Here is a 23,050-nt window from a genome sequence, read left to right on the forward strand (position 1 = left end):
ACCCGACAGAATTACGCCATTATCGCTGGCGTGTCGGTGAGTTGCGGCTATCCCGCGACAGGGGGAAGGATGACGAGGCATCGGGGCGATGGCATTCCCCAATTACCATCGGATTCGGTTGACGCACTGCACAAGAAAACTTCCGAAGGCGGTTGAAAGGTTCGGCTCCGCAACCCATTAGGCTCGGCATGACTGCCGTAGCCCTTGCACCCGACCGCGCCGACCTGTCCCGTGGTGCCATCCTCTTGATGGCCATCGCCTGCGGGGTGATGGTCGCCAATCTCTATTATGCCCAGACGCTAATCGACGTGATCGGGCCGGAGATCGGCATGTCGGCGGGGGTCGCCGGCCTTATCACTACGCTGACGCAGCTTGGTTATGGCGTCGGCCTCTTCCTCGTCGTTCCGGTCGCCGATCTGTTCGAAAACCGGCGGATCGTGCTGACATCGATCGTCGCGACCATCATCGGCTGCATCGCCATCGCCCTGTCCGACGGACCGACCAGCTTTCTGGTGGCGTCGATCCTGACCGGCGTCGGCGCGACTGGAGCGCAGGTTCTCGTCCCCCTCGCCTCGCACCTGGCCGCGCCCGAAAAGCAGGGGCGCGTCGTCGGCACAGTGATGAGCGGCCTGTTGTTCGGCATCATGCTGTCTCGTCCAGTAGCCAACTTTCTTGCAGGATCAGTAGGATGGCGGACGACCTTCATCCTGTCTGCGATCGTCATGGCGATCGTCGGCATCGCGCTGCTGATCGCCTGTCCCCAGCGCCGGCCCAAGGGCGGCATGCATTATGGCGAGGTGCTGGCATCCACCTTCTCGCAACTAGTGAAGCATCGCGTTGTGCGCATGCGCGCCTTCTACCAGGCGTCGATGTTCGCCGCCTTCAACCTGTTCTGGACCGCCGCGCCGCTGGCATTGATCCATGAATTTCATCTCGGCCATGCCGGCATCGGCGCCTTCGCGCTGGCGGGCGCGGGCGGGGCGCTGGTGGCGCCGATCGCCGGCTGGATGGCCGATCGCCGCCTGACGCGACCGGCTTCGCTGATCGGGCTGGCGGGGCTGACGCTCGGCTTCCTGCTGGCAGACTGGACGGTCGCGGCGGGCAGCCTGATCGGTTTCACCATCATGGCGGTGCTGATCGACGGCGCAGTGCAGATGAGCCAGATCACCGGGCAGAAGCTGATCTTCTCGCTCGATCCGCACGCCCGCGGCCGCATCAACGCCGCCTATGTAACGGTGATGTTCATCGTCGGCGCCATGGGATCGGTGATCGGGTCGGCAACCTATGAAGCGGGCGGCTGGACCGCGAGCGCACTGGCTGGGGCCGCGATCGGCAGCGTCGCCACCATCGCCTTCCTGCTGTTCGACCGGGGCGCCAGCGCACCGCGCTGACCCCCCGGGTCGTCATACGTTCAGCCGATCAGCGCCTTCACGCCGGGCAGTTCCTTGCCTTCCATCCATTCGAGGAAGGCGCCACCGGCGGTAGAGACGAAGCTGAAATCGGCAGCGACGCCCGCATGGTTGAGCGCCGCGACGGTGTCGCCACCGCCCGCGACCGAGGTCAGCTGGCCTTCCTTGGTCAAAGCTGCCGCCGTCTTGGCGAGAGCCACCGTGGCCGTGTCGAACGGTGCGATTTCGAACGCGCCGAGCGGCCCGTTCCACACCAGCGTGCGGCAGTTCTTGAGCGCATCGCCCAGTGCCTCGACAGCGGCGGGACCGACGTCCAGGATCATCTCGTCCTCAGCCACCTCATGCACGTTGCAGGTGCGGACCGACGGCGGGTTGGCGGCAAATTCCTTGGCCACGACCACGTCATAGGGGAGATGGATGATGCAGCCGGCGGCTTCCGCCTTGTCGAAAATCGCTTCGGCCGTATCGCTCAGATCCTTTTCGCACAGCGATTTGCCGACATCGACGCCGCGGGCATAGAGGAAGGTGTTCGCCATGCCGCCGCCGATGATCAGATGATCGACCTTGGCGACGAGGTTGTTGAGCACGTCGAGCTTGGTCGACACCTTCGCGCCGCCCACGACAGCCGCAACCGGCTTCACCGGTTCGCCCAGCGCCGCCTGCAGCGCGTCCAGCTCCTTTTCCATCGAGCGGCCGGCAAAGGAAGGCAGCTTGCGCGCCAGACCTTCGGTCGAGGCGTGCGCGCGGTGCGCGGCGGAAAAGGCGTCGTTGACGTACATGTCGCCGATCGCGGCCATCGCCTCGACCAGCGCCGGATCATTCTTTTCCTCACCGGCGTGGAAACGGGTATTTTCGAGGATGGCGATGTCGCCGTTACGCATCACCTTGATGCCGTCGACGGCGGCTTCGCCCTGGCAGTCGGGAATGAACTGCACGTCGCGGCCCAGCACCTGGGTCAGCGGGCGGGTAATCTTCGACAGCGAGAATTCCGGGTTCTTCTGCCCATTGGGGCGACCGAAATGGGCGAGGATCAGCACCTTGGCGCCACGATCGGCCAGTTCCAGCACGGTCGGCATCGCAGCGCGCAGGCGGGTGTCGTCGCTGACCGAGCCATCCTGCATCGGCACGTTCAGGTCTTCGCGCACCAGCACAACCTTGCCGGCGATGTCGCCCATGTCGTCGAGGGTCTTGAAGGGCTTGGTCATGTCTTTTCCCCTGATCCTAACAAACGTCATCCCAGCGAAGGCTGGGATCCCTCTCCCTTTCCCACGGCGAGGAAGAAAGCGAGATCCCAGCTTTCGCTGGGATGACGGAAAAAGAGGGACAGGTCGCCCTGTCCCCCGAACATATTACAGGAACTTCGCCACGACACCCGTGGTGTCGATCATGCGGTTCGAGAAACCCCATTCATTGTCGTACCAGCTGAGCACGCGGACGAGGTTGCCCTCAATCACGGCCGTTTCCAGGCTGTCGACGGTCGAGCTGCGCGCGTCGCCATTATAGTCGATCGACACCAGCGGCTCGTCCGAATAGCCGAGCACGCCCTTGAGCGGGCCGGCTTCCGAAGCGGCCTTGAGCAGGCCGTTCACTTCTTCGACGCTGGTTTCGCGGCTGGGGATGAACTTCAGGTCGACGACCGAGACGTTCGGGGTCGGCACGCGGACCGACGAGCCGTCCAGCTTGCCCTTCAGCGCGGGCAGAACTTCACCCACGGCGCGAGCGGCGCCGGTGGTGGTCGGAATCATCGACAGGGCAGCGGCGCGGGCGCGGCGCATGTCCTTGTGGATCTGGTCCAGCGTGTTCTGGTCGTTGGTGTAGCTGTGGATCGTGGTCATGAAGCCGCGCTCGATGCCGATCGCGTCATGCAGGACCTTCGCCAGCGGGGCGAGGCAGTTGGTGGTGCAGCTGGCGTTCGAGATGACGATGTCATCGGCGGTCAGCGTGTCATGGTTGACGCCGAACACGACCGTCTTGTCGACATTGGTGCCGGGCGCAGAGATGACGACGCGCTTGGCGCCGGCGGTCAGGTGGGCGCTGGCCTTGTCCTTCGTGGTGAAGATGCCGGTGCATTCCAGGGCGATTTCGACGCCCAGTTCCGCGTGCGGCAGGTTTGCGGGGTCGCGCTCCGCCGTCACCTTGATCTTCTTGCCGTCGACGACCAGGAAATCACCGTCGACGCTGACATCGCCGGCCCAGTTGCCATGGACCGAATCCCGCTTGAACAGCAGGGCGTTGGCTTGAGCATCGCCCAGATCGTTGATGCTGACCAGTTCCAGGTCATGGTCGGTACGCGACAGGATTGCGCGCGCCACCAGGCGACCGATACGTCCGAAACCGTTAATTGCTACCTTCGTTGCCACTGCACTAGCCTCCTGGGTTCTGTTTGTCGGTTAGGAATTGAGGGCGGCCGCAACCTGCGGCGCGATCTTGGCGGCGGTCAGGCCGAAATGGTCGTAGAGCGCTTCCGCCGGGGCCGACGCGCCGAAGCTGTCGATGCCAAAGCGCAGGCCGTCGAGGCCGGTATAGCGCTCCCAGCCGAAGGTCGTGCCTGCCTCGATCGAGACGCGCAGCACGTCGGCGGGCAGGATGTCGGCCTTGTAGTCGGCATCCTGCGCATCGAAATGGGCGAAGCTGGGCATGGAAACAACGTCGGCGCCGATGCCCTGCTCTTCCAGAGCCTTGGCGGTGGCGACGGCGATCTCGACTTCCGAACCGGTGGCGATCAGCACGACCTTGCGCGCGGCGGTCGCCGCGACCAGGCGATAGGCGCCCTTGGCCGAAAGATTTTCGCTCTTCTGCGTGCGCAGCTGCGGCAGGTTCTGACGGGTCAGCGCCAGCACCGACGGGCCGGTCGCATCCTTGAGCGCCAGTTCCCAGCATTCCGCCGTCTCTACGATGTCGGCCGGGCGATAGACGTCGAGGTTCGGGATCATGCGCAGCGACATGACATGTTCGATCGGCTGGTGGGTCGGGCCGTCCTCACCCAGACCGATCGAATCGTGGGTCAGGACGTGGATCACGCGCTGCTGCTGGAGCGCCGCGAGGCGGATGCCGCCGCGCATATAGTCGGAGAAGACCAGGAAGGTGCCGCCATAGGGGATGACGCCGCCATGCAGCGCCATGCCGTTCATGGCGCAGGCCATGCCGAATTCGCGGATGCCGTAATAGACATAGCGACCCGAATAGTCGTCCTTGGTCAGCGGGCCGGTCGACTTGGTCTTGGTGTTGTTCGAACCGGTAAGGTCGGCCGAACCGCCCAGCGTTTCGGGCAGCAGATCGTTGATCGCGCCCAGCGCCAGTTCGCTAGCCTTGCGGGTAGCGACCTTCTGGGGGTTGGCGATCAGCGTGTCGATATAGGCGTCGAGCGAGAAGTCCGCGGGCAGTTCACCCGCCATGCGACGAGAAAATTCCACGCCCTTTTCGTTGCTTGCAAGGCGACCTTCCCAAGTAGCGCGAACGTCGCGCCCCTTGGCGCCGATCGCCTTCCATGCGTCGGCGATCTCCGCCGGGACGACGAAGGGTTCGGCGGTCCAGCCAAGAAATTCGCGGGCGGCGGCGACTTCGGCCTCGCCCAGCGCAGAGCCGTGCACGCCCGAGGTGCCTGCCTTGTTCGGCGCGCCATAGCCGATCTTGGTGGCGCAGGCGACGATCGAGGGGCGCGGATCGGCAACCGCTTCGGCCAGCGCGCGACGGACGTCGGCCACGTCATGGCCGTCGCACGACACGACATGCCAGCCAGTCGCGGCATAACGGGCCAGCACATCTTCGCTGCTCGACAAGTCGACCGCGCCGTCGATGGTGATCTTGTTATCGTCCCACAGCACGATCAGGCGGCCGAGGTTCAGATGGCCGGCAAGGCCGATCGCCTCATGGTTGATGCCTTCCATCAGGCAGCCGTCGCCGGCGATCACCCAGGTGCGGTGATCGACCAGATCGTCGCCGAACTGCGCGTTCAGGTGACGCTCGGCAATCGCCATGCCCACGGCGGTGGCAAGGCCCGAACCCAGCGGGCCGGTGGTCGCTTCGACGCCTGCCAGCTCGAAATTCTCCGGGTGGCCCGCGCAGGGGCTGTGCAACTGGCGGAAGTTGGCGATGTCCTCAATCGTCGGCTTGGCATAGCCGGTCAGGTGCAGCAGCGAATAGATCAGCATCGATCCATGGCCCGCCGACAGGACGAAACGGTCGCGGTCGGCCCATTTGGGCTGGGTCGGATCGAACTTCAGATAATCACCGAACAGGACGGTCGCCACATCGGCCATGCCCATCGGCATGCCCGGATGGCCGCTGTTGGCGGCCTGCACGGCGTCCATGGACAGCGCCCGGATGGCGTTGGCGAGCGACTTTTCGGAAACGGTCATCTTGGGCGGGCGTCTTTCCTGAGCAGGCGTAAGGACGGCCCGCACGCTGGCGGGCGAGTCGAGTTGGGCCTCCTTTGTCGCGTCAAGCCCCATGCGTCAACCATCGCAGGGGGCAAAGCCGCGCCGAACCGCCCGATCCCGGCTTTCACGCGTGCTCGCCTTTCGCTATGGGTGAGTCATGGCTAGCGAGCGCATGATGCAGGCGATCGGCACGCTGGAGCGTGCGGTCGGCCGGCTCGAACAGGAAGTGGCCGACATCGTCGCGGCCGCCCGATCCCCCTCCACACCCGGCATAGACGTGCCTGCGGCCCATGCGGCGCTGCGGTCGCTGGACGATTTGATCGAGGATCTGAAGGGGCGAACCCATGGCTGACACCACATTGCACATTGCCGGTCGCCAATATGACATCGTCGTTCGCGACGGAGAGGAACAGCATCTCGCCCGCCTCGCCAAGATGATCGAGGAAAAAGCGCGCGTGGCGCAACGCTCCACCCCCGGCCTTACCGAAGTGCGCACCTTGCTGTTCGCCGCCCTCTTCCTGGCCGACGAACTCAACGACCGGCGGCGCGAACTGGCCGGCCGGCAGGAGGCGCTGGCGCTGGAGGCCGATGACGAGGCAGCGGTCCGCGCGATTGAAGCTCTCGCCGCGCGGATAGAAAAGCTGCGCGACGGGCTTGCCGCACCCGCCGCGAGCGCCTAGATTAGCGGTGACGGGCACTGCGCGGCACGAGCTTTAGCGAACATCCCTGAGGCGATAATCACATCCAAGGGGGCTGTCCCTGGCCGGACCCTGGTCCGAACTACATGGTCCCCACCTGACGTTGAGGCGTCAGAGGATTTTCCAGCAAACGACCGAGGCGGTCCCGTCACCCTCCTCCGCCTTCCAGCCACCTGAATAGGGTCATGATGAGCGACGACATGCTGGCCGCCGACAAGACGACATTGCGCGCCCTTGCCCGGGACAGGCGACGGAATTTCGTCGCCACGATCGATCCGCTGGCACACCGGCTGGCGTTCAAGATGATCCCCTCTCCCCTCGCCCGCCATCTGGAACCGGCGAAGGTTGTCGCGCTCTATATGGGCCTGGATGAAGAAGCGCCCGCCCAGCGGCTGGCGGCGCAATTGCAGGCGATGGGCAAGATTGTCGCCCTGCCGCGCGTGCTCGATCGCCTCGGCAGCATGGATTTCCTCGAATGGCAACCGGAGGACCAGCTCGTCCCCGGCCCTTTCCGCACCAGCCATCCCGAACCGAAAGGCGCGCCGGTCCTCCCCGACGCCATCATCGCGCCGCTGGTCGGCTTCGACCGCGGGATGAACCGGCTGGGCCAGGGCGGCGGCTATTATGACCGCGCCTTCGCCCGCTTTCCCGATGCGCTCCGTGTCGGCCTCGCCTGGTCGGCGCAGGAAATCGACGCAGTGCCGGTCGATCCCTGGGATCTGCCGCTGCATGCCATCCTGACCGAGGTCGAACTAATCGAGGGGCCGGAACTGTGAGCATCGACCCGCGCCATTATCACCAGCCCAGCTGGCGCAAGCCCGTGGGTATGCTGACGATCATCGGCCTGATCCTGCTCTGGGCGGTGCTGGTCGCCAGCCTGTCCGGCCCGATCGGCGCGTTGCCGATGTGGGTGCAGGTTCCCGTCTATGGGGTGTCGGGGATCGTCTGGATCTGGCTATTGCCGCTCCGCCGGCTGCTGGTCTGGATGGAAACGGGGCGCTGGCGGCGCGGTTAGTCCGTGACAATTTCCGGGCGAATCATTATTGATCCGTTGAGTTAGCGTAACGGAGCACCGGCATCGGCCCGGCCTTCCGCGCTACCGGACGGAGTGCGACGCCATGACGATCGTGCCATCGCTGTCCCCAACGCGCCTGACGCGCGCCTTTGCCGTCCCTGCCATTCTTCCCTTCCCCCGATCGAGCGGCGCCACCCCGCTTCGCATGTCTTCGCCGTTGGTGGCTTGGACCCACTGGTACAGGAGACGGTGATGGTTGGATTGGGCAAGCGGCTCTTCGCTGAAACATTGGGAACATTCTGGCTGGTGTTCGGCGGCTGCGGCAGCGCGGTGCTGGCCGCCGCCTTTCCGGACGTCGGCATCGGCCTGCTGGGCGTCAGCCTGGCGTTCGGACTGACGGTGCTGACCATGGCCTATTCGATCGGCCATATTTCGGGCTGCCACCTGAACCCGGCGGTCACGGTCGGCCTTTGGGCAGGCGGCCGCTTTCCGGTGCGCGACATAGCACCTTATATCGTCGCGCAGGTGGTGGGCGCGGTGGTAGCGGCGGCTTTGCTGTTGTTCATCGCCAGCGGCCATCCCGATTTCGCACTGGCGGACAATGGGCTGGCGGTCAACGGCTATGGCGTGCAGTCGCCGGGCGGCTACACGCTGGCATCCGGGCTGGCGATCGAACTGGTCCTCACCTTCGGTTTCCTGTCGGTGATTCTCGGCGCAACCGACACACGGGCGCCGGTCGGCTTCGCGCCGATCGCGATCGGGCTGGCGCTGACCCTCATTCACCTGATCAGCATTCCCGTGACCAATACATCGGTCAATCCGGCGCGCAGCACGGGACCGGCGCTGCTGGTCGGCGGCCTGGCGATGCAACAGCTCTGGCTCTTCTGGATTGCGCCGATCCTGGGCGCGCTCATCGCAGGCGGGGTCTATCGCTGGCTGGCCACCGAACCGCTGCCACCTGCCGTGACTGGCGGAGAGCTATAGGGAAGCCATGGGGCTGGCGTCCTTCGGGACGCTGGCCGACAAAATGAATATATCGGGGAAATTCACCTTCCGGTCGGGGAAGGTGGCGCGAGTGACGGGGCTCGAACCCGCGACCTCCGGCGTGACAGGCCGGCACTCTAACCAACTGAGCTACACCCGCGCAGGGCGTGCGACCTGTTCGGCCCAAAGGCCACCGGCGGCTGCAAATCCGGTGAAATTCACCTTCCGGTCAAGGAAGGTGGCGCGAGTGACGGGGCTCGAACCCGCGACCTCCGGCGTGACAGGCCGGCACTCTAACCAACTGAGCTACACCCGCGCAGGGTGGCATCTTTCGTGACACGAACGTCACCAGACGATGCATATCTTCTACACCATTCCCACCTTCCTGCAAGGAAAGTGGCGCGAGTGACGGGGCTCGAACCCGCGACCTCCGGCGTGACAGGCCGGCACTCTAACCAACTGAGCTACACCCGCGTTTGGTGTGGAAGCGCCGTCTATGAGCGTCCGCCGATGCTGTCAACCGTCCGCAACATCAGTTTCATCTTTCTCGTCATTTTCTTTGCGGCGCGACACGGTCAGCGTCCCCTGCTCGAACAGGAAACCGGCAATATCCGGCGTTCCCGCCGCCGAGATCACGGTCTGGAGGATGATGAGCAAGGGCACGGCCAGCAGCGCGCCCGGCGTTCCCCACACCCATCCCCAGAAGGTCAGCGACACGAGAATCAGCAGCGGGTTCATCGTCAGCCGCCGGCCGAGCAGCAGCGGCGTGATGACATTGGCCTCCACCAGATGGAAACCGACCTGAAGCCCGGCAGGCAACAGCGCGACATAGACGTCGTCGAACACCATCAGGCCGCCCAGACCCAGCAGCACTGCCGCCAGCATCGGCCCGAAATAGGGAATGAAGTTCAGCAGGGCGACGATGCCGCCCCACATCAGCGGCGACGGCATGCCGATCACCCAGAGCGCGATCGCAACCGCCAGCCCCAGGCACAGGTTGATGGTGGCGATGGTGATGACATAGGCCGACGTCGCGTCGACCACATTCTGGATCACCCGCGCCACCGCCATCGCCCCGTCGAAACTGCCACGACTGTTGATCGTGCGGCGGCGCAGCTTGGTCCAGCCGGCGAGGAAGAAATAGATGATGAGCAGCGCGAACACCATCTGGATGATCGCGGACGGCGCGGATGTCGCTGCGAATTGCAGCAGCGACCGGGGCGCTTCCACCGCCGCCGTCTGCGCCGCCGCGACCGGCCCTGTCGCCAGCATCTGCACGGTTTCGTCGACGAAGCGCTGAAGATTGGAATAGAAGTCGATGAGCGGCGCCAGGTTCGTCTGGATCTGCGGCAGCCGCTGGGGCAGGATGCGGAACCAGTCGGTCGCCGGCACCACGATCAGCACCAGCGCGGTATTGGCGACCAGCAGAAAACCGACCACGGCAATCAACGCCGCCAGGCCCGACGGCAATCCACGCCGTTCCATCCATTCGAGCAGCGGCACCAGCGCGATCGCGATCACCAGCGCGGCGGTCAGCGGCAGGAAGAATTCCGCCCCGGCCCGCAAGGCGAACGGCAGCGCAAGGATCAGCCCGATTCCCGACGTCAGCGCGATCGACGCCAGCAGACGATCGCGCCGCCGATTGATTTCCTGCTGTTCCGCCGGTGTCACGCCTGATTCTCTTCGCCCGCTCAATATCTTCCCGATGTGCGCCGGGCGATGGACGGCGTCAATTTACAATGCTCGTCACGGCTTTTGTCGTCGGCCACAGGGAAAACAGGGGCTTAACCAATTGTTCGGTATCCGCCGCTATGCCACAGGTTGGGGATATGAACCGGGGCAGACAATGAAGGCACGGACGGGGGTACGTACTGGGGCATGGCTGGGCGCGATCGCCAGCCTCGGCGCAACTAGCTCCGTGACGGCGCAACAGCCGCTGCGGCTCGACACCCAGATGTTCGTCGAGCGAACCACCACCGACCTCAATGGTCGTCCGCGCCGTGTGCTCGCCAGCGCGAATCGCCTCCAGCCCGGCGACCAGCTGATCGTACTGCTCAACTGGCGTAATGAGGGGAGCATGCCGCTCCGCGACGCCGCCGTCACCCGCGCCCTGCCGCGCGGGCAGGAACTGGACCTCGACGATCCCGCCATGCAGATCTCGGTCGATGGCGGCGCGCATTGGGGCCGGCTCGATCAGTTCATACTGCCGACGCCGCTCGGCGGTACCCGCCGGGCCGTCGCTTCCGACGTCACCCATGTCCGCTGGACGCTGCCCGACGCCGCGGCAGGCCAGACGGGCCGCATCAGTTATCGCGCGACCATCCGATAGAAGGCTGCCCGATAGAAGGTTGCTTGAGTTCCCCCCTTCGCCTCCGTACATGAAGCCCCCAATACGGAGACTTGCCATGCCCAAAGCCGGCGAACTGACCTATCTTGCCAATCTGGGCGAAGGCGGGCGCGAACATTCCCTGGAAAAGCCCTTTTCCGACCCGTCCTGCGGCATCGCGCTGGCATCGATCGGCTTCATCATGACCCTGCTGCCGCCTCCCCCCGCCCGGATACTGGATCTGGGATGCGGCGGCGGCTGGACCAGCATATTCTTCGCCAAGCGCGGCTATGAGGTAGTCGGACAGGATATCGCGCCGGACATGATCGATCTTGCCCGCGAAAATTGCGCGCGGCACGGGTTATCCGCCCGCCTATCCTTCCTGTGTGGTGACTTCGAGTCGCTCGATCTGGATGGCAGCTTCGATGCGGCCATCTTCTTCGATTCCCTGCATCATGCCGAAGATGAATTGCTGGCGATAGGATCGGCCTACAAGGCGCTCAAGCCCGGCGGAGCGCTCATTACTCACGAACCCGGCGAAGGTCATGCCACCGCGCCGGAATCGATCGAGGCGATGCGCATCTACGGCGTCACCGAGCGCGATATGCCGCCCCACCTCATCATGCGACGCGGCAAGGAAGTCGGCTTCACCGACGCACGCATCCTGCCGATCCCGCACTATCTTCACGACCTCTTTTACGCGGGCCGCAAATATCCAAGGCGCCTGCTAAGCAAGCGCCGTTGGAATAGCGCCAAACGCGTGTTGAAGATGCTTTTCCGGCCCGATCCGAGCCTTAGCTCTATCGTCGTCATGACGAAATGAAGCAACCGGTCGGGATTCCGCCCCGCCCTATCAGTCCACGAACAGGAAGGCCGGCGCTTCCAGCAGCTTCCTTACCGCCTGCACAAAGCTGGCCGCATCCCAGCCGTCGACCACGCGATGGTCGCAACTGATCGACAGGTTCATCAGTTTCGCCGCGACGATCTCCTTACCTCGGAAGACCGGGCGCTCGATCACGCGATTTGGGCCGATGATCGCCACTTCGGGCCGATTGATGACCGGCGTGGTGGCGATGCCGCCAAGCGGACCGAGCGACGTCAGGGTCAGCGTCGAACCGCTGAGTTCTTCGGACTTCGCCTTGCCGGTGCGCGCGGCATCGGCGAGGCGGCGGATCTCGCCCGCCAACTGCCAGACGTTGCGATCCTGCGCGTCGCGGATCACCGGCACCATCAGCCCGGCATCGGTCTGGGTCGCCATGCCCAGATGCACCGATCCGTGGCGCGTAACCACGCCCACCTCGTCATCATAACGGGCGTTGAGCATCGGAAAGTCAGGCAGCGCCTTGCACAGCGCGACGATCAGCAGCGGCAACATGGTGAGCTTGGGCCGATCGCCCCGGCCGGCGTTGAGCTGCTCGCGCAGTTCCTCCAGCGCGGTGACGTCGATTTCCTCGACATAGGTGAAGTGCGGGATATGCCGCTTGGACGCGGCCATATTCTCGGCGATGCGGCGGCGCATGCCGATGACCTTGACCTGCTCGTCCGCGCGCTTGCCGGAGCGGCCGGCCGGACGATAGCCCTGGCCCGAACCATAAAGCAGATAGGCGTCAAGATCGGCATGGCGAATGCGGTCTGCCGTCGGCTTCACCTGCGCGAGGTCGATGCCCAGTTCCTTCGCCCGCGCGCGGACGGCGGGGGACGCGAGGATGGCCTGCCCCTTCGCTTCATGTTGCTGCGAAAGCTGGAACTCAGCATCGACGGGTTCGGTGCTTACAGGAGTGCTGGCCTCGTTCTGCGCAGGCGCAATCTGCTCGATCACCGCCTCACCCGGCACTTCCGCCTCGATCGCGGCCTTGGACGGCGGCGGAGCATCGGCGACAGGGGCCACCTCAGCCTCGCCCTCAACCTCGATCTCGACAAGCATCGAACCGATCGGCACCTGATCGCCCGGTTCGCCCGCGAGGCGCATCACCTTGCCCGCAACCGGGCTTTCCATCTCGACCGTCGCCTTGTCGGTCATCATATCGGCGATCGGCTGGTCCTCCTCGACCCGGTCGCCGACCTTGACGTGCCAGCCGACAATCTCGGCTTCCGAAATGCCTTCGCCGATGTCCGGCAGCTTGAACGTGAAAAGGGCCATTTTCTTAGCTCCGTTCGTGTCGAGCGAAGTCGAGACACGATGATTAACCTGCGCTTCCGTTTCTCGACTTCGCTCGAAACGAACGGAAGAATAGAAGGATGTCAGTCCTTCAGAATTTTGTTGATGGCTTCGCGGATGCGCACCGGGCCGGGGAAATAGGCCCATTCCAGACTGTGCGGATAGGGCGTGTCGAAGCCGGTGCAGCGCTCGATCGGTGCTTCGAGATAATAGAAGCAGCGCTCCTGCACCAGCGACAGCAGTTCCGCGCCGAAACCGCTGGTCCGCGTCGCTTCATGTACGATCAGGCAACGGCCGGTCTTCTTCACCGACGCCTCGATCGTGTCGATGTCGAGCGGCACCAGACTGCGCAGATCGACGATTTCCGCGTCGATGCCCAGAGCGGCGACGGTATTCTCCACGACATGGACCATCGTGCCGTAGCAGAGGATGGTGAGCGCCTCGCCCGCCCGCGCGATCCGCGCCTTGCCCAGCGGGATGCGATAATAGCCGGTGGGCACTTGTGCCGCCTCGTGCCCCGCCCAACTCTTGGCCGGCGTATCATAATGGCCGTCGAAAGGGCCGTTATAGATGCGTTTCGGCTCGAAGAAGATAGTCGGGTCATTATCCTCGATCGCGGCGATCAGCAGCCCCTTGGCATCATAGGGCGTCGACGGGATCACAGTCTTGACCCCAGACACATGGGTGAAGATGCCTTCGGGCGACTGGCTGTGGGTCTGGCCACCGAAGATACCGCCGCCGAAGGGCGAACGGACCGTCATCGGCGCGATGAACTCGCCCGCGGACCGGTAGCGCAGCCGCGCCGCCTCGCTCACCAGCTGGTCGAGCGCGGGATAGATATAGTCGGCGAACTGGATTTCAGGCACCGGCCGCAATCCATAGGCGCCCATGCCCACCGCCACGCCGATGATCCCACATTCGGTGATCGGCGTGTCGAACACGCGGTTCTTGCCATATTTCTGCTGAAGGCCTGCGGTCGCGCGGAACACGCCGCCGAAATAGCCGACATCCTCGCCCATCACGACCACGCTGGGGTCGCGTTCCATCATTACGTCCATGGCGCTGTTGATCGCCTGGATCATGTTCATCTGCGCGACGTCGTCGCGCGCTTGCGTCAGCGTCTCGCTCACGACTTTTGATTCGATCGCTTCGCTCACAGGCCGGCTGCCTTCCATTCGTCCAGCATCTGCTGCTGCTGTTCCCGCAGGTGCCAGGGCATCTCCTCGAACACTTCCTCGAACATGCTCTCCATCGGATGATGCAGACCGTGGCCAAGAATGCCGTTCTTTTCGGCCGCACGCGCGGCGTCGCGGACCATTTCGGCCAATTCCTGGTCCATCGTCGCGTGGCGTTCCTCGTCCCAGATTCCCAAGCCGATGCAATGCTGCTTCAGCCGCGCGATCGGATCGCCGAGCGGCCATTTGCTGCTCTCTTCGGCCGAGCGATAGGCACTGGGATCGTCGGACGTGCTGTGCCCTTCGACGCGATAGGTGAAATGCTCGATCAGCGTCGGGCCTGCATTGGCCCGCGCCCGGTCGGCGGCCCAGCGCGTCGCGGCATAGACGGCAAGGATGTCATTGCCATCGACCCGCAGGCCGGCAATGCCATAGCCCACGGCGCGTGCGGCGAAGGTCGTCGCCTCCGCTCCAGCAAATCCTGAAAAGCTGCTGATAGCCCACTGATTATTCACCACATTCATGATGACTGGTGCGCGATAGACGCTGGCGAAGGTACAAGCCGAATGGAAATCGCCCTCCGCCGTAGACCCCTCGCCACACCAGGTCGCCGCGATGCGCGTATCACCCTTGGCCGCGCTCGCCATCGCCCAGCCGACCGCCTGCGGATACTGCGTCGTCAGGTTGCCCGAAATCGAGAAGAAGCCCGCCTCGCGTGCCGAATACATGATCGGCAGCTGGCGACCTTTCAACCGGTCGCCCTTGTTGGAATAGATCTGGTTCATCATGTCGACGATGGGCCAGTCGCGCGCGATCAAAATGCCCTGCTGGCGATAGCTGGGAAAGCACATGTCATCGCGGGACAGCGCCAGCGCCGCACCGATCGACACCGCTTCCTCGCCGGTCGACTTCATGTAGAAGCTGGTCTTGCCCTGCCGCTGTGCGCGGAACATACGCGCGTCGAAGGCGCGGGTCAGCGCCATGGTGCGCAGCATCCGCAGCAGCGTCTCCGGCGGCAGTTTGGGGTTCCAGGGACCCACCGCCTGCCCATCCTCGTCCAGCACGCGCACCAGGCCATAGGCCATGTCCCGCATGTCGGAAGGCTGGCTCGCCTCATCCGGGCGCGGCTGCGCGCCGGCCGGCGGAATGTCGAAATGGGTGAAGTCCGCGCTCTCGCCGGGCCGCGCGGGCGGTTCGGGCACATGCAGGCGCAAGGGCGGGAGATTGCGTCCCGCCTGCCCTTCAGCGCCCGCGAATCCTGGGGAATCGCTCATCCTGCCTCCTATGGTCGTTGCAATAATATTGCTTTGAGCAGATACTATCTTTCAACGCCACAAAAGGCAAGCCTTACTGACCCATTTTCCTTTCCACTATCCTTCGCTGTCCGATCAGACAGCGACAGGCGCGGAAATATGGGCCTGCGGCGCGTAATCCAGCACCTCGAAATCCTCGATCGCATAGTCGAAAATACTCGAAGGCCGGCGATTGATCCGCAATTTTGGTGTGCCGGACGGAATACGGCTCATCTGCTCCTCCACCAGATCGGCATGGTTGAGGTAAAGATGGACGTCGCCGCCCTGCCAGACGACATCGCCCGGCTCCAGATCGGTCTGCTGCGCCAGCATCCGGGTGATCATCGACAGGCCGAAGATGTTGAAGGCAAAGCCCAAACCGAGATCGCAACTGCGCTGGAACAACAGGCCGTTTAATTTTCCGTCCGCCACCTGGAACTGGTAGGTCATGTGACAGGGGGGCAGCGCCATCTGCGGCACCTGCGCGACGTTCCAGCCGGTGAAGAGCAGGCGACGCGATCCCGGCGTCCGCCGAATCGATTCGACGAGTTCGGCGATCTGGTTTTGCCCCTTGTCTGCCTTGCGATAGAGGCCATCGCCCGCCGGCTCATAGAGCGGCCAGTTCACCCATTGCGCGCCATAGACCGGCCCGAGGTCGCCCCATTGCCGCGCGAAAGCCTCGTCCGCTATGACCCGCGCCTCGAAACTGTCGCGATCGATGTCCTCGCCGGTCGCCTTGCGATAGCTGTCGAGCGGCCAGTCCGTCCAGATATGCACGCCCTGCCGCACCAATTCGCGGATATTGGTGTCGCCGGTCAGGAACCACAGCATCTCGCGCGCCGCGACCTTCCAATAGACGCGCTTGGTCGTCAGCAAAGGCACCGCATCGTCCGCCAGCGAGAATCGCATCGTCGCCCCCAGCACGGACCGCGTGCCGACACCGGTGCGGTCGACCCGCTCGTCCCCATGGGTCCAGATATGGCGCATCAGGTCCAGATATTGCTGCTCATAATGGGGGGCGGCGGAAGAAGGCATGTCGGTCAAGGCGTGGTCCTGCGGTAGCGAGTCCGGATGCGCCGGCTGTAGCCCAGCAGGAGAGGCGCGCCAATCTTGTCATAATGGAGCGATCTTGCGAGGAACGACACCATAATGGAGCGGCTTGCACCTCCCCGTGCGCTAGCCGCTCCCGCAGGATCGCAGCATGAGCGCCGACGCCGGACCGATCCTTGCGATTCTCGACCAGCATTGGCGGCCGCGCATGTTCCTGCCGCTGCGGCAGGACTGGCATCAGCTTCTGCGCCATTTGCTGGCGGATGAGGGAAGCTGGGTCGCACTGATCCAGCATCGCCGGCAGGAGGAAACGCCCCTGCCCCGACCGGCGGACATCGCCCTCACCCGCGCGCTGACCCGCAGCCTGCGCCCGCTGGACCTGCGCCTGGCCGACCATGTCATCCACGCCGGAACTGCCCGTTTCAGCTTCCGCGGCGCGGGCCTTTTATAGCTTATGCAAAAAAAGCGTCATTGACGCTTGCCAGCCCTGAAACCCCTCTCTATAGGCGCACTCCTGCCTTACGGGGCCGCCCACAAAGCGGCTTCGGCATCGGTCGGGGAATAGCTCAGCCTGGTAGAGCACTGTCTTCGGGAGGCAGGGGCCGGAGGTTCGAATCCTCTTTCCCCGACCAACTTCTTCTTATTGAGATGAAGCGATTTTTCGAGCGGAGCGGCATCAGCCGCCTCCGCCGATTTCGCATGCGCGCGCGGTGCGCTCGGCCAGAATTTTTCGACAGATGTCATCTGTCGAAACTATGCGCCGCCTTCTTGCGCGATCGTAAAAGATATTTGACCCCACCAGACCGGGCGGCAATGATCCGCCTTATCAAGCCGATACGGCGGACCGCCGCATCTCATATAGCATCAGACCCGGATCATTCGGGCACAGTCAGGCAGGAGACGAACCGTGCATAGACGCGATTTTCTGGCGTTAGGCGCCGCAGGCATGGGTGGCCTCGTCCTTCCCGCCATGTTCGGCAGGGCCATTGCCGCCGAGGAATTGAACAGCGCCATCGACGTGGCGGTGAAGAAGAGCCTTGCCGACGCCGCCATGAACGCGGCCAAAAGCGCGGGCGCCAGCTATTGCGACGTACGCGTCGGCCGTTACCTGCGCCAGTTCGTCATCACGCGTGAGCGCAATGTCGAGAATATCGTCAACACCGAATCGTCCGGTGTCGGCATCCGCGTCATCGCCAATGGCGCCTGGGGTTTCGCCGCCACCAATGAAATGACCGCCGACGCCGTGGCCAAGGCCGCACAACAGGCGGTCGCCATCGCCAAGGCCAACGCCCCGGCCCAGACCGCCCCGGTCGAACTTGCCCCGGCGAGGGGCGTGGGCGAAGTCAGCTGGAAGACACCGATCGTCAAGAACGCCATGGCGGTGCCGATCAAGGATAAGGTCGCGCTGCTGATGGACGTCAATGCCGCCGCGATGGATGCGGGCGCGGACTTCATCAATTCCATCCTGTTCCTGGTCAACGAGCAGAAATATTTCGCCAGCACCGACGGCAGCTATATCGATCAGGACGTCCACCGCATCTGGGCGCCGACCACCATCACGGCGGTCGACAAGACCAGCGGCAAGTTCCGCACCCGCGAAGGCCTGTCGTCGCCCATGGGGCTGGGCTTCGAATATCTGGACGGCGCGGCCAGCGGCAAGACCGTCCTGCCAAATGGCGTGGTCGTCTATGGCAACAGCTATGACATGAAGGAAGACGCAATCGCCGCCGCCAAGCAGGCGCGGGCCAAGATCAAGGCGCCGTCGGTCAAACCCGGCAAATATGACCTGGTCCTCGACCCGTCGCACACCTGGCTCACCATCCATGAATCGGTCGGCCACCCGCTCGAACTGGACCGCGTGCTCGGCTATGAAGCCAATTATGCCGGCACCAGCTTCGCCACGATGGACAAGCTGGAAAGCCATTTCCAATATGGCAGCGCCAATGTAAACATCGTCGCCGACAAGACCCAGCCGGGCAGCCTGGGCGCGGTTGCCTATGACGATGAAGGCATCAAGACCAAGAAATGGGATCTGATCCGCGACGGCAAGCTCGTCGGCTATCAGGCGATCCGCGATCAGGCCCATATCGAGGGCAAGAAGGAATCAGACGGCTGCGCCTATGCCGACAGCTGGTCCAATGTGCAGTTCCAGCGCATGGCCAATGTGTCGCTCGAACCCGGAAAGGCCAAGAAGAGCGTAGCGGACATGATCGCGGGTGTCGAGGACGGCATCTACATCATCGGCGACGGCAGCTTTTCTATCGACCAGCAGCGCTACAACGCCCAGTTCGGCGGCCAGCTCTTCTACGAGATCAAGAACGGCAAGATCACCCAGCAGATCGAGGATGTCGCCTACCAGATCCGTACCCCGGAATTCTGGAACGCCTGCGTCGGCGTTTGCGACGCCAGCGACTATCGCCTCGGCGGCTCCTTCTTCGACGGCAAGGGCCAGCCTCCGCAGGTGTCGGCTGTGTCGCACGGTAGCTCGACCGCGCGCTTCAACGGCATCAACGTCATCAACACCGCGCGTTCGCTCGGCTGACGTTCAAAGGGAGAAAAGACAATGAGCATCCTTACCGAAGCGCAATCCAAGGCCATCCTGACCAAGGTCGTCGCCCTGTCCAAGGCCGACGAGTGCACCGCGCAACTGACCGGCAAGATCCAGGGTAATATCCGCTTTGCCCGCAACAATGTGTCCACCGCCGGCCTGACCGACGACATCGAGCTGGCCGTGCAGGTCGCCTATGGCAAGAAGGTCGGCACCGCGACCATCAACCAGTTCGACGACGCGTCGCTGGAACGTGTTGTTCGCCGCGCCGAAACGCTGGCGCAACTCGCGCCGGACAATCCGGAGTTCATGCCGGCGGTCGAAAAGCAGAGCTACAAACCCAGCCCGACCTTTGCCCAATCTACCGCCGACATCACGCCCGACTATCGCGCGCAGGTCGCCGCCACTTCGATCAACGCCTGCAAGACGCAGAAGCTGATCGCGGCGGGCTATCTGGAGGATAATCAGAGCTTCACCGCGATCGCCAACAGCAAGGGCAATTTCGGTTATCAGCGCTCGACCATGCTCGATTACACCTGCACTGTCCGGACCGAGGATGGCCGCGGGTCGGGCTGGGTCGGCACCGACACGCAGGACGCCGCCCGCTTCAAGGCAGACAGCGATATCCAGATCGCCATGCGCAAGGCGTCGGCCTCGTCCGAAGCCAAGGCGCTGGAGCCGGGCAAATATACCGTGATCCTGGAGCCGATGGCCGCCGCGGGCCTGATCGGCTTCATGTTCTACTTCTTCGGCGCGCGCGAGGCTGACGAAGGCCGCAGCTTCCTGTCCAAGAAGGGCGGCGGCAACAAACTGGGCGAACAGGTGTTCGGCCCGCAGGTCAATTTCTACACCGATCCCTGGGACCCGGTCGCGCCCTGCGAGCCGTGGGACGAGGACGGCCTGGCCCGCCAGCGCATGGACATGGTGAAGGCCGGCAAGATCACCAACCTCAACTACAGCCGTTATTGGGCGCAGAAGCAAGGCAAGCCCGCCGCCGGGCAGATGGGCAACATCCTGATGACGGGCGGCACCAAGTCGACCGCCGATCTCGTCCGCTCGACCGAACGCGGCGTGCTCGTCACCCGCACCTGGTATATCCGCATGGTCGATCCGCAGACCGTGCTGCTGACCGGCCTGACCCGCGACGGCACCTTCTATATCGAAAACGGGCAGATCAAATATCCGATCAAGAATTTCCGGTTCAACGAAAGCCCGGTCATCATGCTCAATAATGTCGAGGAACTGGGCAAGCCGGTCCGCGTGCCGCCGGACGAAGTGTCGATGAACATCGTCGTGCCGCCGATGAAGCTGCGCGACTTCACCTTCACCTCGCTGTCGGACGCGGTGTGACGCCGATCCTATCTGCATGACACGCGGCGAGTTTCTTCGGTTGATGGCGGGTGGTCTGGCTGGCGCAATGCTGGCCCGGCCGCTCGCCGCAGGAGCAGCGACATCGGGGGGCTATGATTTCTGGTTCACGCGCCTGCGCTATGACTCAGGCGACTGGGACGTGGACCAGCGCACGCCGTCCAACATCATCACCTCGCTGATCGACTACACGACCCTGCGCGTCGATCCGAAGGAGCATGTCATCGCCCTTTCGGACCCGAAGATGCTGACTGCGCCCTTCTGCTACATGGCCGGGCACAAGCTGGTGGAGTTTTCGCCCGCCGAACGGCGCAATTTCGAACGCTATGTCCGCAATGGCGGCTTCGTCATGGTGGATGATTGCAACCATGACATAGACGGCCTGTTCGCCCGCTCGTTCGAGGCGCAAATGGCCAAGATTTTCGGCCAGAAGGCCTTGAAGGAACTGCCCAAGAACCATGGTCTCTATCGCAGCTTCTTCAAGTTCGACGGTCCGCCCAATACCGGGCTGGAGCTGAACGGCTGGGGCGACGATCTCGTCCATGACTATTTGAAGGGCATAGAGGTGAACGGGCGGCTGGGCCTTCTCTACAGCAACAAGGATTATGGCTGCGAATGGGATTATGACTGGCGCAACAAGCGCTTCCTGGCCGAGGACAATACGAAGTTCGCGGTCAATATCGTGATGTACGCGCTGTCGGTGTGATCCGCGCTCATCCTCCTATTCCAGCCTTTCGTCCAGCAAGGGACATGACATGACCAACCTCACCGAAGCCGACATCCAGACCCGCCTTGGCGCGCTGACCCAGTTGCGCGCCGCGATCGGCCAGGCCATCGTTGGGCAGGGCGAAGTCGTGGAGCAACTGCTGATCGGCCTGCTCGCGGGCGGCCATTGCCTGCTGGAGGGCGTTCCCGGTCTCGGCAAGACCCTGCTCGTCCGCTCGCTCGGCGAAGCACTGAAGCTGGACTTCCGCCGCGTCCAGTTCACGCCCGACCTGATGCCCAGCGACATTCTCGGCACCGAATTGCTGGAGGAGGATCATGGCACCGGCCATCGCAGCTTCCGCTTCCAGCAGGGGCCGGTCTTCACCAACCTGCTGCTCGCCGACGAACTGAACCGCACCCCGCCCAAGACGCAGGCGGCGCTGCTGGAGGCGATGCAGGAAAAGACGGTCAGCTATGCGGGCGTCACCCATGTCCTGCCCGCGCCCTTCTTCGTGCTGGCGACGCAGAACCCGCTGGAGCAGGCCGGCACCTACCCCCTGCCCGAAGCCCAGCTCGACCGCTTCCTCCTCCATATCCGCGTCGACTACCCGACCGAGGCGGAGGAGCGCGCCATCCTCGCCCAGACCACCGGCTCCAAGCCGGCCGCCGTCCCCGCGGTGATGCAGGGCGAGGAAGTGCTGGCGCTGCAAACCCTCGTCCGCGACGTGCATTTCAGCGACGACCTGCTCGACTGGGTGACGCGCATCGTCCGCACCAGCCGCCCCGGCGACGGCGCACCAGACGATATCCGTAAATATGTGAAATGGGGCGCCGGTCCCCGCGCCGGTCAGTCACTGATCCTTGCGTCAAAGGCGCGCGCCCTGCTCCACGGCCGCCTCGCCGCCACGCGCGACGACATCGCCGCGCTCGCCGTGCCGGTGATGCGCCATCGCCTGCTCCTCTCCTTCGCCGCCGAAGCCGAAGGCCGCAGCGCCGATGACGTGGTCGCCGCGCTGGTCCGCGCCGTCCCGCTCGCCTAATCCTTCGCGATGGCCGACCTCCTTCCTCCCGACGTGCGCAGCCGCCTCCGCGGCCTCCGCCTCGTCACGCGCCGGGCAGTGGGGTCGCATGGCATCGGCCTGCACCAAAGCCATAGCCGGGGCGCGGGGCTGGAGTTCGCCCAATATCGCGCCTATGAGCCTGGCGACGAACTGCGCCAGATCGACTGGAAACTCTACGCCCGGTCGGACAAATTCTTCGTGCGGGAGGCCGAACGCGAAAGCCCGGTCGCCGTCTGGATCTTGATCGACGCCAGCGCCTCCATGGGCCAGTCCGACGCGACGCGCCCCGATTACAGCCGCCTCGACGCTGCCAAGGCCATCGCCGCCGCCATCGCCGAACTCGCCATGAAGCAGGGCGACCGCTTCGGCTTCATGGCGCTGGGCGACGGCGGCCTCGCGCTGCTGCCGCCCGCCACGGGTCTGCGCCAGCGCGACCGGATGCTGCTGGAACTGCTGCACGTCCAGACCGCGCGCGGCTTCGCCCCCCAAAGCCATCTGGGTCCGGTCTGGGAGCGGATCGGCGCGCATGACCTCGTCATCCTGCTGTCCGACTGTTTCGACGAAGGCGCGGTGGCGCTGGCGGAGAAGCTCGCCGCAGCGGGACGCGAAACCCTGGTGATCGAGATGCTGACCGTCGCCGAACGGGATTTCCCCTTCGACGGCGGCTTTCGCTTCCGCGACCCCGAAACCGGCGAGGAATTGCTGGCCGACGGCGCAGCCTTGCGCGCCGAATTTCTCGCCCGCTTTGCCGAGGCGCGTGAAGCGCTCCACGCCCGTCTGGAGGCGATCGGCATCCGCCACGCCGCCCACGTCCTTGACGAACCGGTGGACCTCCCCCTGCGTCGCCTGTTCGCGGCCCATGGCGCGGCGGAATATAGTTGA

At 64.2% G+C, this 23,050-nt stretch carries 22 protein-coding genes and 4 tRNA genes; 15 read left to right on the forward strand and 11 right to left on the reverse strand.

What is annotated here, in order from left to right; translation table 11 throughout:
• Positions 1 to 188: 188 nt before the first annotated feature.
• Positions 189 to 1,391 carry an MFS transporter gene (locus DM806_RS13310; RefSeq protein WP_179043661.1) on the forward strand — a complete coding sequence of 401 codons (1,203 nt, stop codon included), beginning with the start codon at positions 189 to 191 and terminating at the stop codon, positions 1,389 to 1,391.
• Positions 1,392 to 1,411: 20 nt separating this feature from the next.
• Here the strand turns inward: DM806_RS13310 and DM806_RS13315 are convergent, their stop codons facing one another.
• The 3 genes from DM806_RS13315 to tkt all read right to left on the reverse strand — a co-directional run bounded on the left by DM806_RS13315 (position 1,412) and on the right by tkt (position 5,767).
• A complete protein-coding gene (locus DM806_RS13315) occupies positions 1,412 to 2,614 on the reverse strand; it encodes a phosphoglycerate kinase (RefSeq protein ID WP_179043662.1) in 1,203 nt (400 codons plus the stop codon).
• Between the two features lie 144 nt (positions 2,615 to 2,758).
• Positions 2,759 to 3,769 (reverse strand): type I glyceraldehyde-3-phosphate dehydrogenase, encoded by a 1,011-nt coding sequence (gene gap / locus DM806_RS13320; protein ID WP_179043663.1) that lies wholly within the window; start codon positions 3,767 to 3,769, stop codon positions 2,759 to 2,761.
• A gap of 30 nt (positions 3,770 to 3,799) precedes the next feature.
• Positions 3,800 to 5,767 carry a transketolase gene (gene tkt / locus DM806_RS13325; protein WP_179043664.1) on the reverse strand — a complete coding sequence of 656 codons (1,968 nt, stop codon included), beginning with the start codon at positions 5,765 to 5,767 and terminating at the stop codon, positions 3,800 to 3,802.
• Between the two features lie 178 nt (positions 5,768 to 5,945).
• Between tkt and DM806_RS13330 the strand changes: the two genes are divergently transcribed.
• The 5 genes from DM806_RS13330 (at position 5,946) to aqpZ (ending at position 8,485) form a co-directional block, all read left to right on the forward strand.
• Positions 5,946 to 6,140, forward strand: a complete 195-nt coding sequence (locus tag DM806_RS13330; protein ID WP_256869300.1) for a hypothetical protein — start codon at positions 5,946 to 5,948, stop codon at positions 6,138 to 6,140.
• A complete protein-coding gene (locus tag DM806_RS13335) occupies positions 6,133 to 6,468 on the forward strand; it encodes a cell division protein ZapA (RefSeq protein ID WP_179043665.1) in 336 nt (111 codons plus the stop codon). The genes DM806_RS13330 and DM806_RS13335 overlap by 8 nt, the downstream gene beginning before the upstream one ends.
• A 206-nt stretch (positions 6,469 to 6,674) precedes the next feature.
• Positions 6,675 to 7,262 carry a 5-formyltetrahydrofolate cyclo-ligase gene (locus DM806_RS13340; protein ID WP_179043666.1) on the forward strand — a complete coding sequence of 196 codons (588 nt, stop codon included), beginning with the start codon at positions 6,675 to 6,677 and terminating at the stop codon, positions 7,260 to 7,262.
• The gene (locus DM806_RS27280; protein WP_179043667.1) at positions 7,259 to 7,501 is read left to right on the forward strand and encodes a DUF2842 domain-containing protein; all 243 of its coding nucleotides are present in this window, start codon (positions 7,259 to 7,261) and stop codon (positions 7,499 to 7,501) included. The genes DM806_RS13340 and DM806_RS27280 overlap by 4 nt, the downstream gene beginning before the upstream one ends.
• A 252-nt stretch (positions 7,502 to 7,753) precedes the next feature.
• Entirely contained in the window at positions 7,754 to 8,485 is a 732-nt protein-coding gene (gene aqpZ / locus DM806_RS13350; protein WP_179043668.1) for an aquaporin Z, read from the forward strand.
• Positions 8,486 to 8,568: 83 nt separating this feature from the next.
• Here aqpZ and DM806_RS13355 read toward each other — a convergent pair.
• The 4 genes from DM806_RS13355 to DM806_RS13370 form a co-directional block, all read right to left on the reverse strand.
• Positions 8,569 to 8,645, reverse strand: a tRNA-Asp gene (locus tag DM806_RS13355).
• 79 nt (positions 8,646 to 8,724) lie between these two features.
• A tRNA-Asp gene (locus DM806_RS13360) sits at positions 8,725 to 8,801 on the reverse strand.
• An 81-nt stretch (positions 8,802 to 8,882) separates the two neighbouring features.
• A tRNA-Asp gene (locus tag DM806_RS13365) sits at positions 8,883 to 8,959 on the reverse strand.
• Between the two features lie 42 nt (positions 8,960 to 9,001).
• Positions 9,002 to 10,156: an AI-2E family transporter gene (locus tag DM806_RS13370; protein WP_179043669.1), complete on the reverse strand. Its 1,155-nt coding sequence runs from the start codon at positions 10,154 to 10,156 to the stop codon at positions 9,002 to 9,004.
• A 175-nt stretch (positions 10,157 to 10,331) separates the two neighbouring features.
• Here DM806_RS13370 and DM806_RS13375 point away from each other — a divergent pair, with 175 nt between their 5' ends.
• On the forward strand, positions 10,332 to 10,814 hold the full coding sequence (locus tag DM806_RS13375; RefSeq protein ID WP_179043670.1) for a hypothetical protein: 483 nt from the start codon (positions 10,332 to 10,334) through the stop codon (positions 10,812 to 10,814).
• 76 nt (positions 10,815 to 10,890) lie between these two features.
• On the forward strand, positions 10,891 to 11,634 hold the full coding sequence (locus DM806_RS13380) for a class I SAM-dependent methyltransferase (RefSeq protein ID WP_179043671.1): 744 nt from the start codon (positions 10,891 to 10,893) through the stop codon (positions 11,632 to 11,634).
• A 30-nt stretch (positions 11,635 to 11,664) separates the two neighbouring features.
• Here the strand turns inward: DM806_RS13380 and DM806_RS13385 are convergent, their stop codons facing one another.
• From DM806_RS13385 to thyA, 4 genes are all read right to left on the reverse strand, one after another.
• Positions 11,665 to 12,951 (reverse strand): dihydrolipoamide acetyltransferase family protein, encoded by a 1,287-nt coding sequence (locus DM806_RS13385; protein ID WP_179043672.1) that lies wholly within the window; start codon positions 12,949 to 12,951, stop codon positions 11,665 to 11,667.
• A gap of 101 nt (positions 12,952 to 13,052) precedes the next feature.
• A complete protein-coding gene (locus DM806_RS13390; protein WP_179043785.1) occupies positions 13,053 to 14,057 on the reverse strand; it encodes an alpha-ketoacid dehydrogenase subunit beta in 1,005 nt (334 codons plus the stop codon).
• A gap of 65 nt (positions 14,058 to 14,122) precedes the next feature.
• On the reverse strand, positions 14,123 to 15,418 hold the full coding sequence (locus DM806_RS13395) for a 3-methyl-2-oxobutanoate dehydrogenase (2-methylpropanoyl-transferring) subunit alpha (RefSeq protein ID WP_179043673.1): 1,296 nt from the start codon (positions 15,416 to 15,418) through the stop codon (positions 14,123 to 14,125).
• A gap of 114 nt (positions 15,419 to 15,532) precedes the next feature.
• Entirely contained in the window at positions 15,533 to 16,471 is a 939-nt protein-coding gene (gene thyA / locus DM806_RS13400) for a thymidylate synthase (RefSeq protein ID WP_179043786.1), read from the reverse strand.
• 166 nt (positions 16,472 to 16,637) lie between these two features.
• Between thyA and DM806_RS13405 the strand changes: the two genes are divergently transcribed.
• The 7 genes from DM806_RS13405 (at position 16,638) to DM806_RS13435 (ending at position 23,050) form a co-directional block, all read left to right on the forward strand.
• Positions 16,638 to 16,937, forward strand: a complete 300-nt coding sequence (locus DM806_RS13405) for a JAB domain-containing protein (protein ID WP_179043674.1) — start codon at positions 16,638 to 16,640, stop codon at positions 16,935 to 16,937.
• 104 nt (positions 16,938 to 17,041) lie between these two features.
• Positions 17,042 to 17,118 (forward strand) — tRNA-Pro (locus tag DM806_RS13410).
• A 275-nt stretch (positions 17,119 to 17,393) separates the two neighbouring features.
• Positions 17,394 to 19,028 carry a TldD/PmbA family protein gene (locus DM806_RS13415; RefSeq protein WP_179043675.1) on the forward strand — a complete coding sequence of 545 codons (1,635 nt, stop codon included), beginning with the start codon at positions 17,394 to 17,396 and terminating at the stop codon, positions 19,026 to 19,028.
• 21 nt (positions 19,029 to 19,049) lie between these two features.
• Positions 19,050 to 20,384 carry a TldD/PmbA family protein gene (locus DM806_RS13420; protein WP_179043676.1) on the forward strand — a complete coding sequence of 445 codons (1,335 nt, stop codon included), beginning with the start codon at positions 19,050 to 19,052 and terminating at the stop codon, positions 20,382 to 20,384.
• Between the two features lie 16 nt (positions 20,385 to 20,400).
• On the forward strand, positions 20,401 to 21,108 hold the full coding sequence (locus DM806_RS13425; protein WP_179043677.1) for a DUF4159 domain-containing protein: 708 nt from the start codon (positions 20,401 to 20,403) through the stop codon (positions 21,106 to 21,108).
• Between the two features lie 49 nt (positions 21,109 to 21,157).
• A complete protein-coding gene (locus tag DM806_RS13430) occupies positions 21,158 to 22,147 on the forward strand; it encodes an AAA family ATPase (protein WP_179043678.1) in 990 nt (329 codons plus the stop codon).
• A gap of 9 nt (positions 22,148 to 22,156) precedes the next feature.
• Complete coding sequence (locus DM806_RS13435; RefSeq protein WP_179043679.1) at positions 22,157 to 23,050, forward strand: DUF58 domain-containing protein; 894 nt, start codon at positions 22,157 to 22,159, stop codon at positions 23,048 to 23,050.

Origin of the sequence: Sphingobium lactosutens, assembly GCF_013393185.1 — a bacterium.
In the GTDB taxonomy this organism is placed as follows: Bacteria; Pseudomonadota; Alphaproteobacteria; order Sphingomonadales; family Sphingomonadaceae; genus Sphingobium; species Sphingobium lactosutens_A.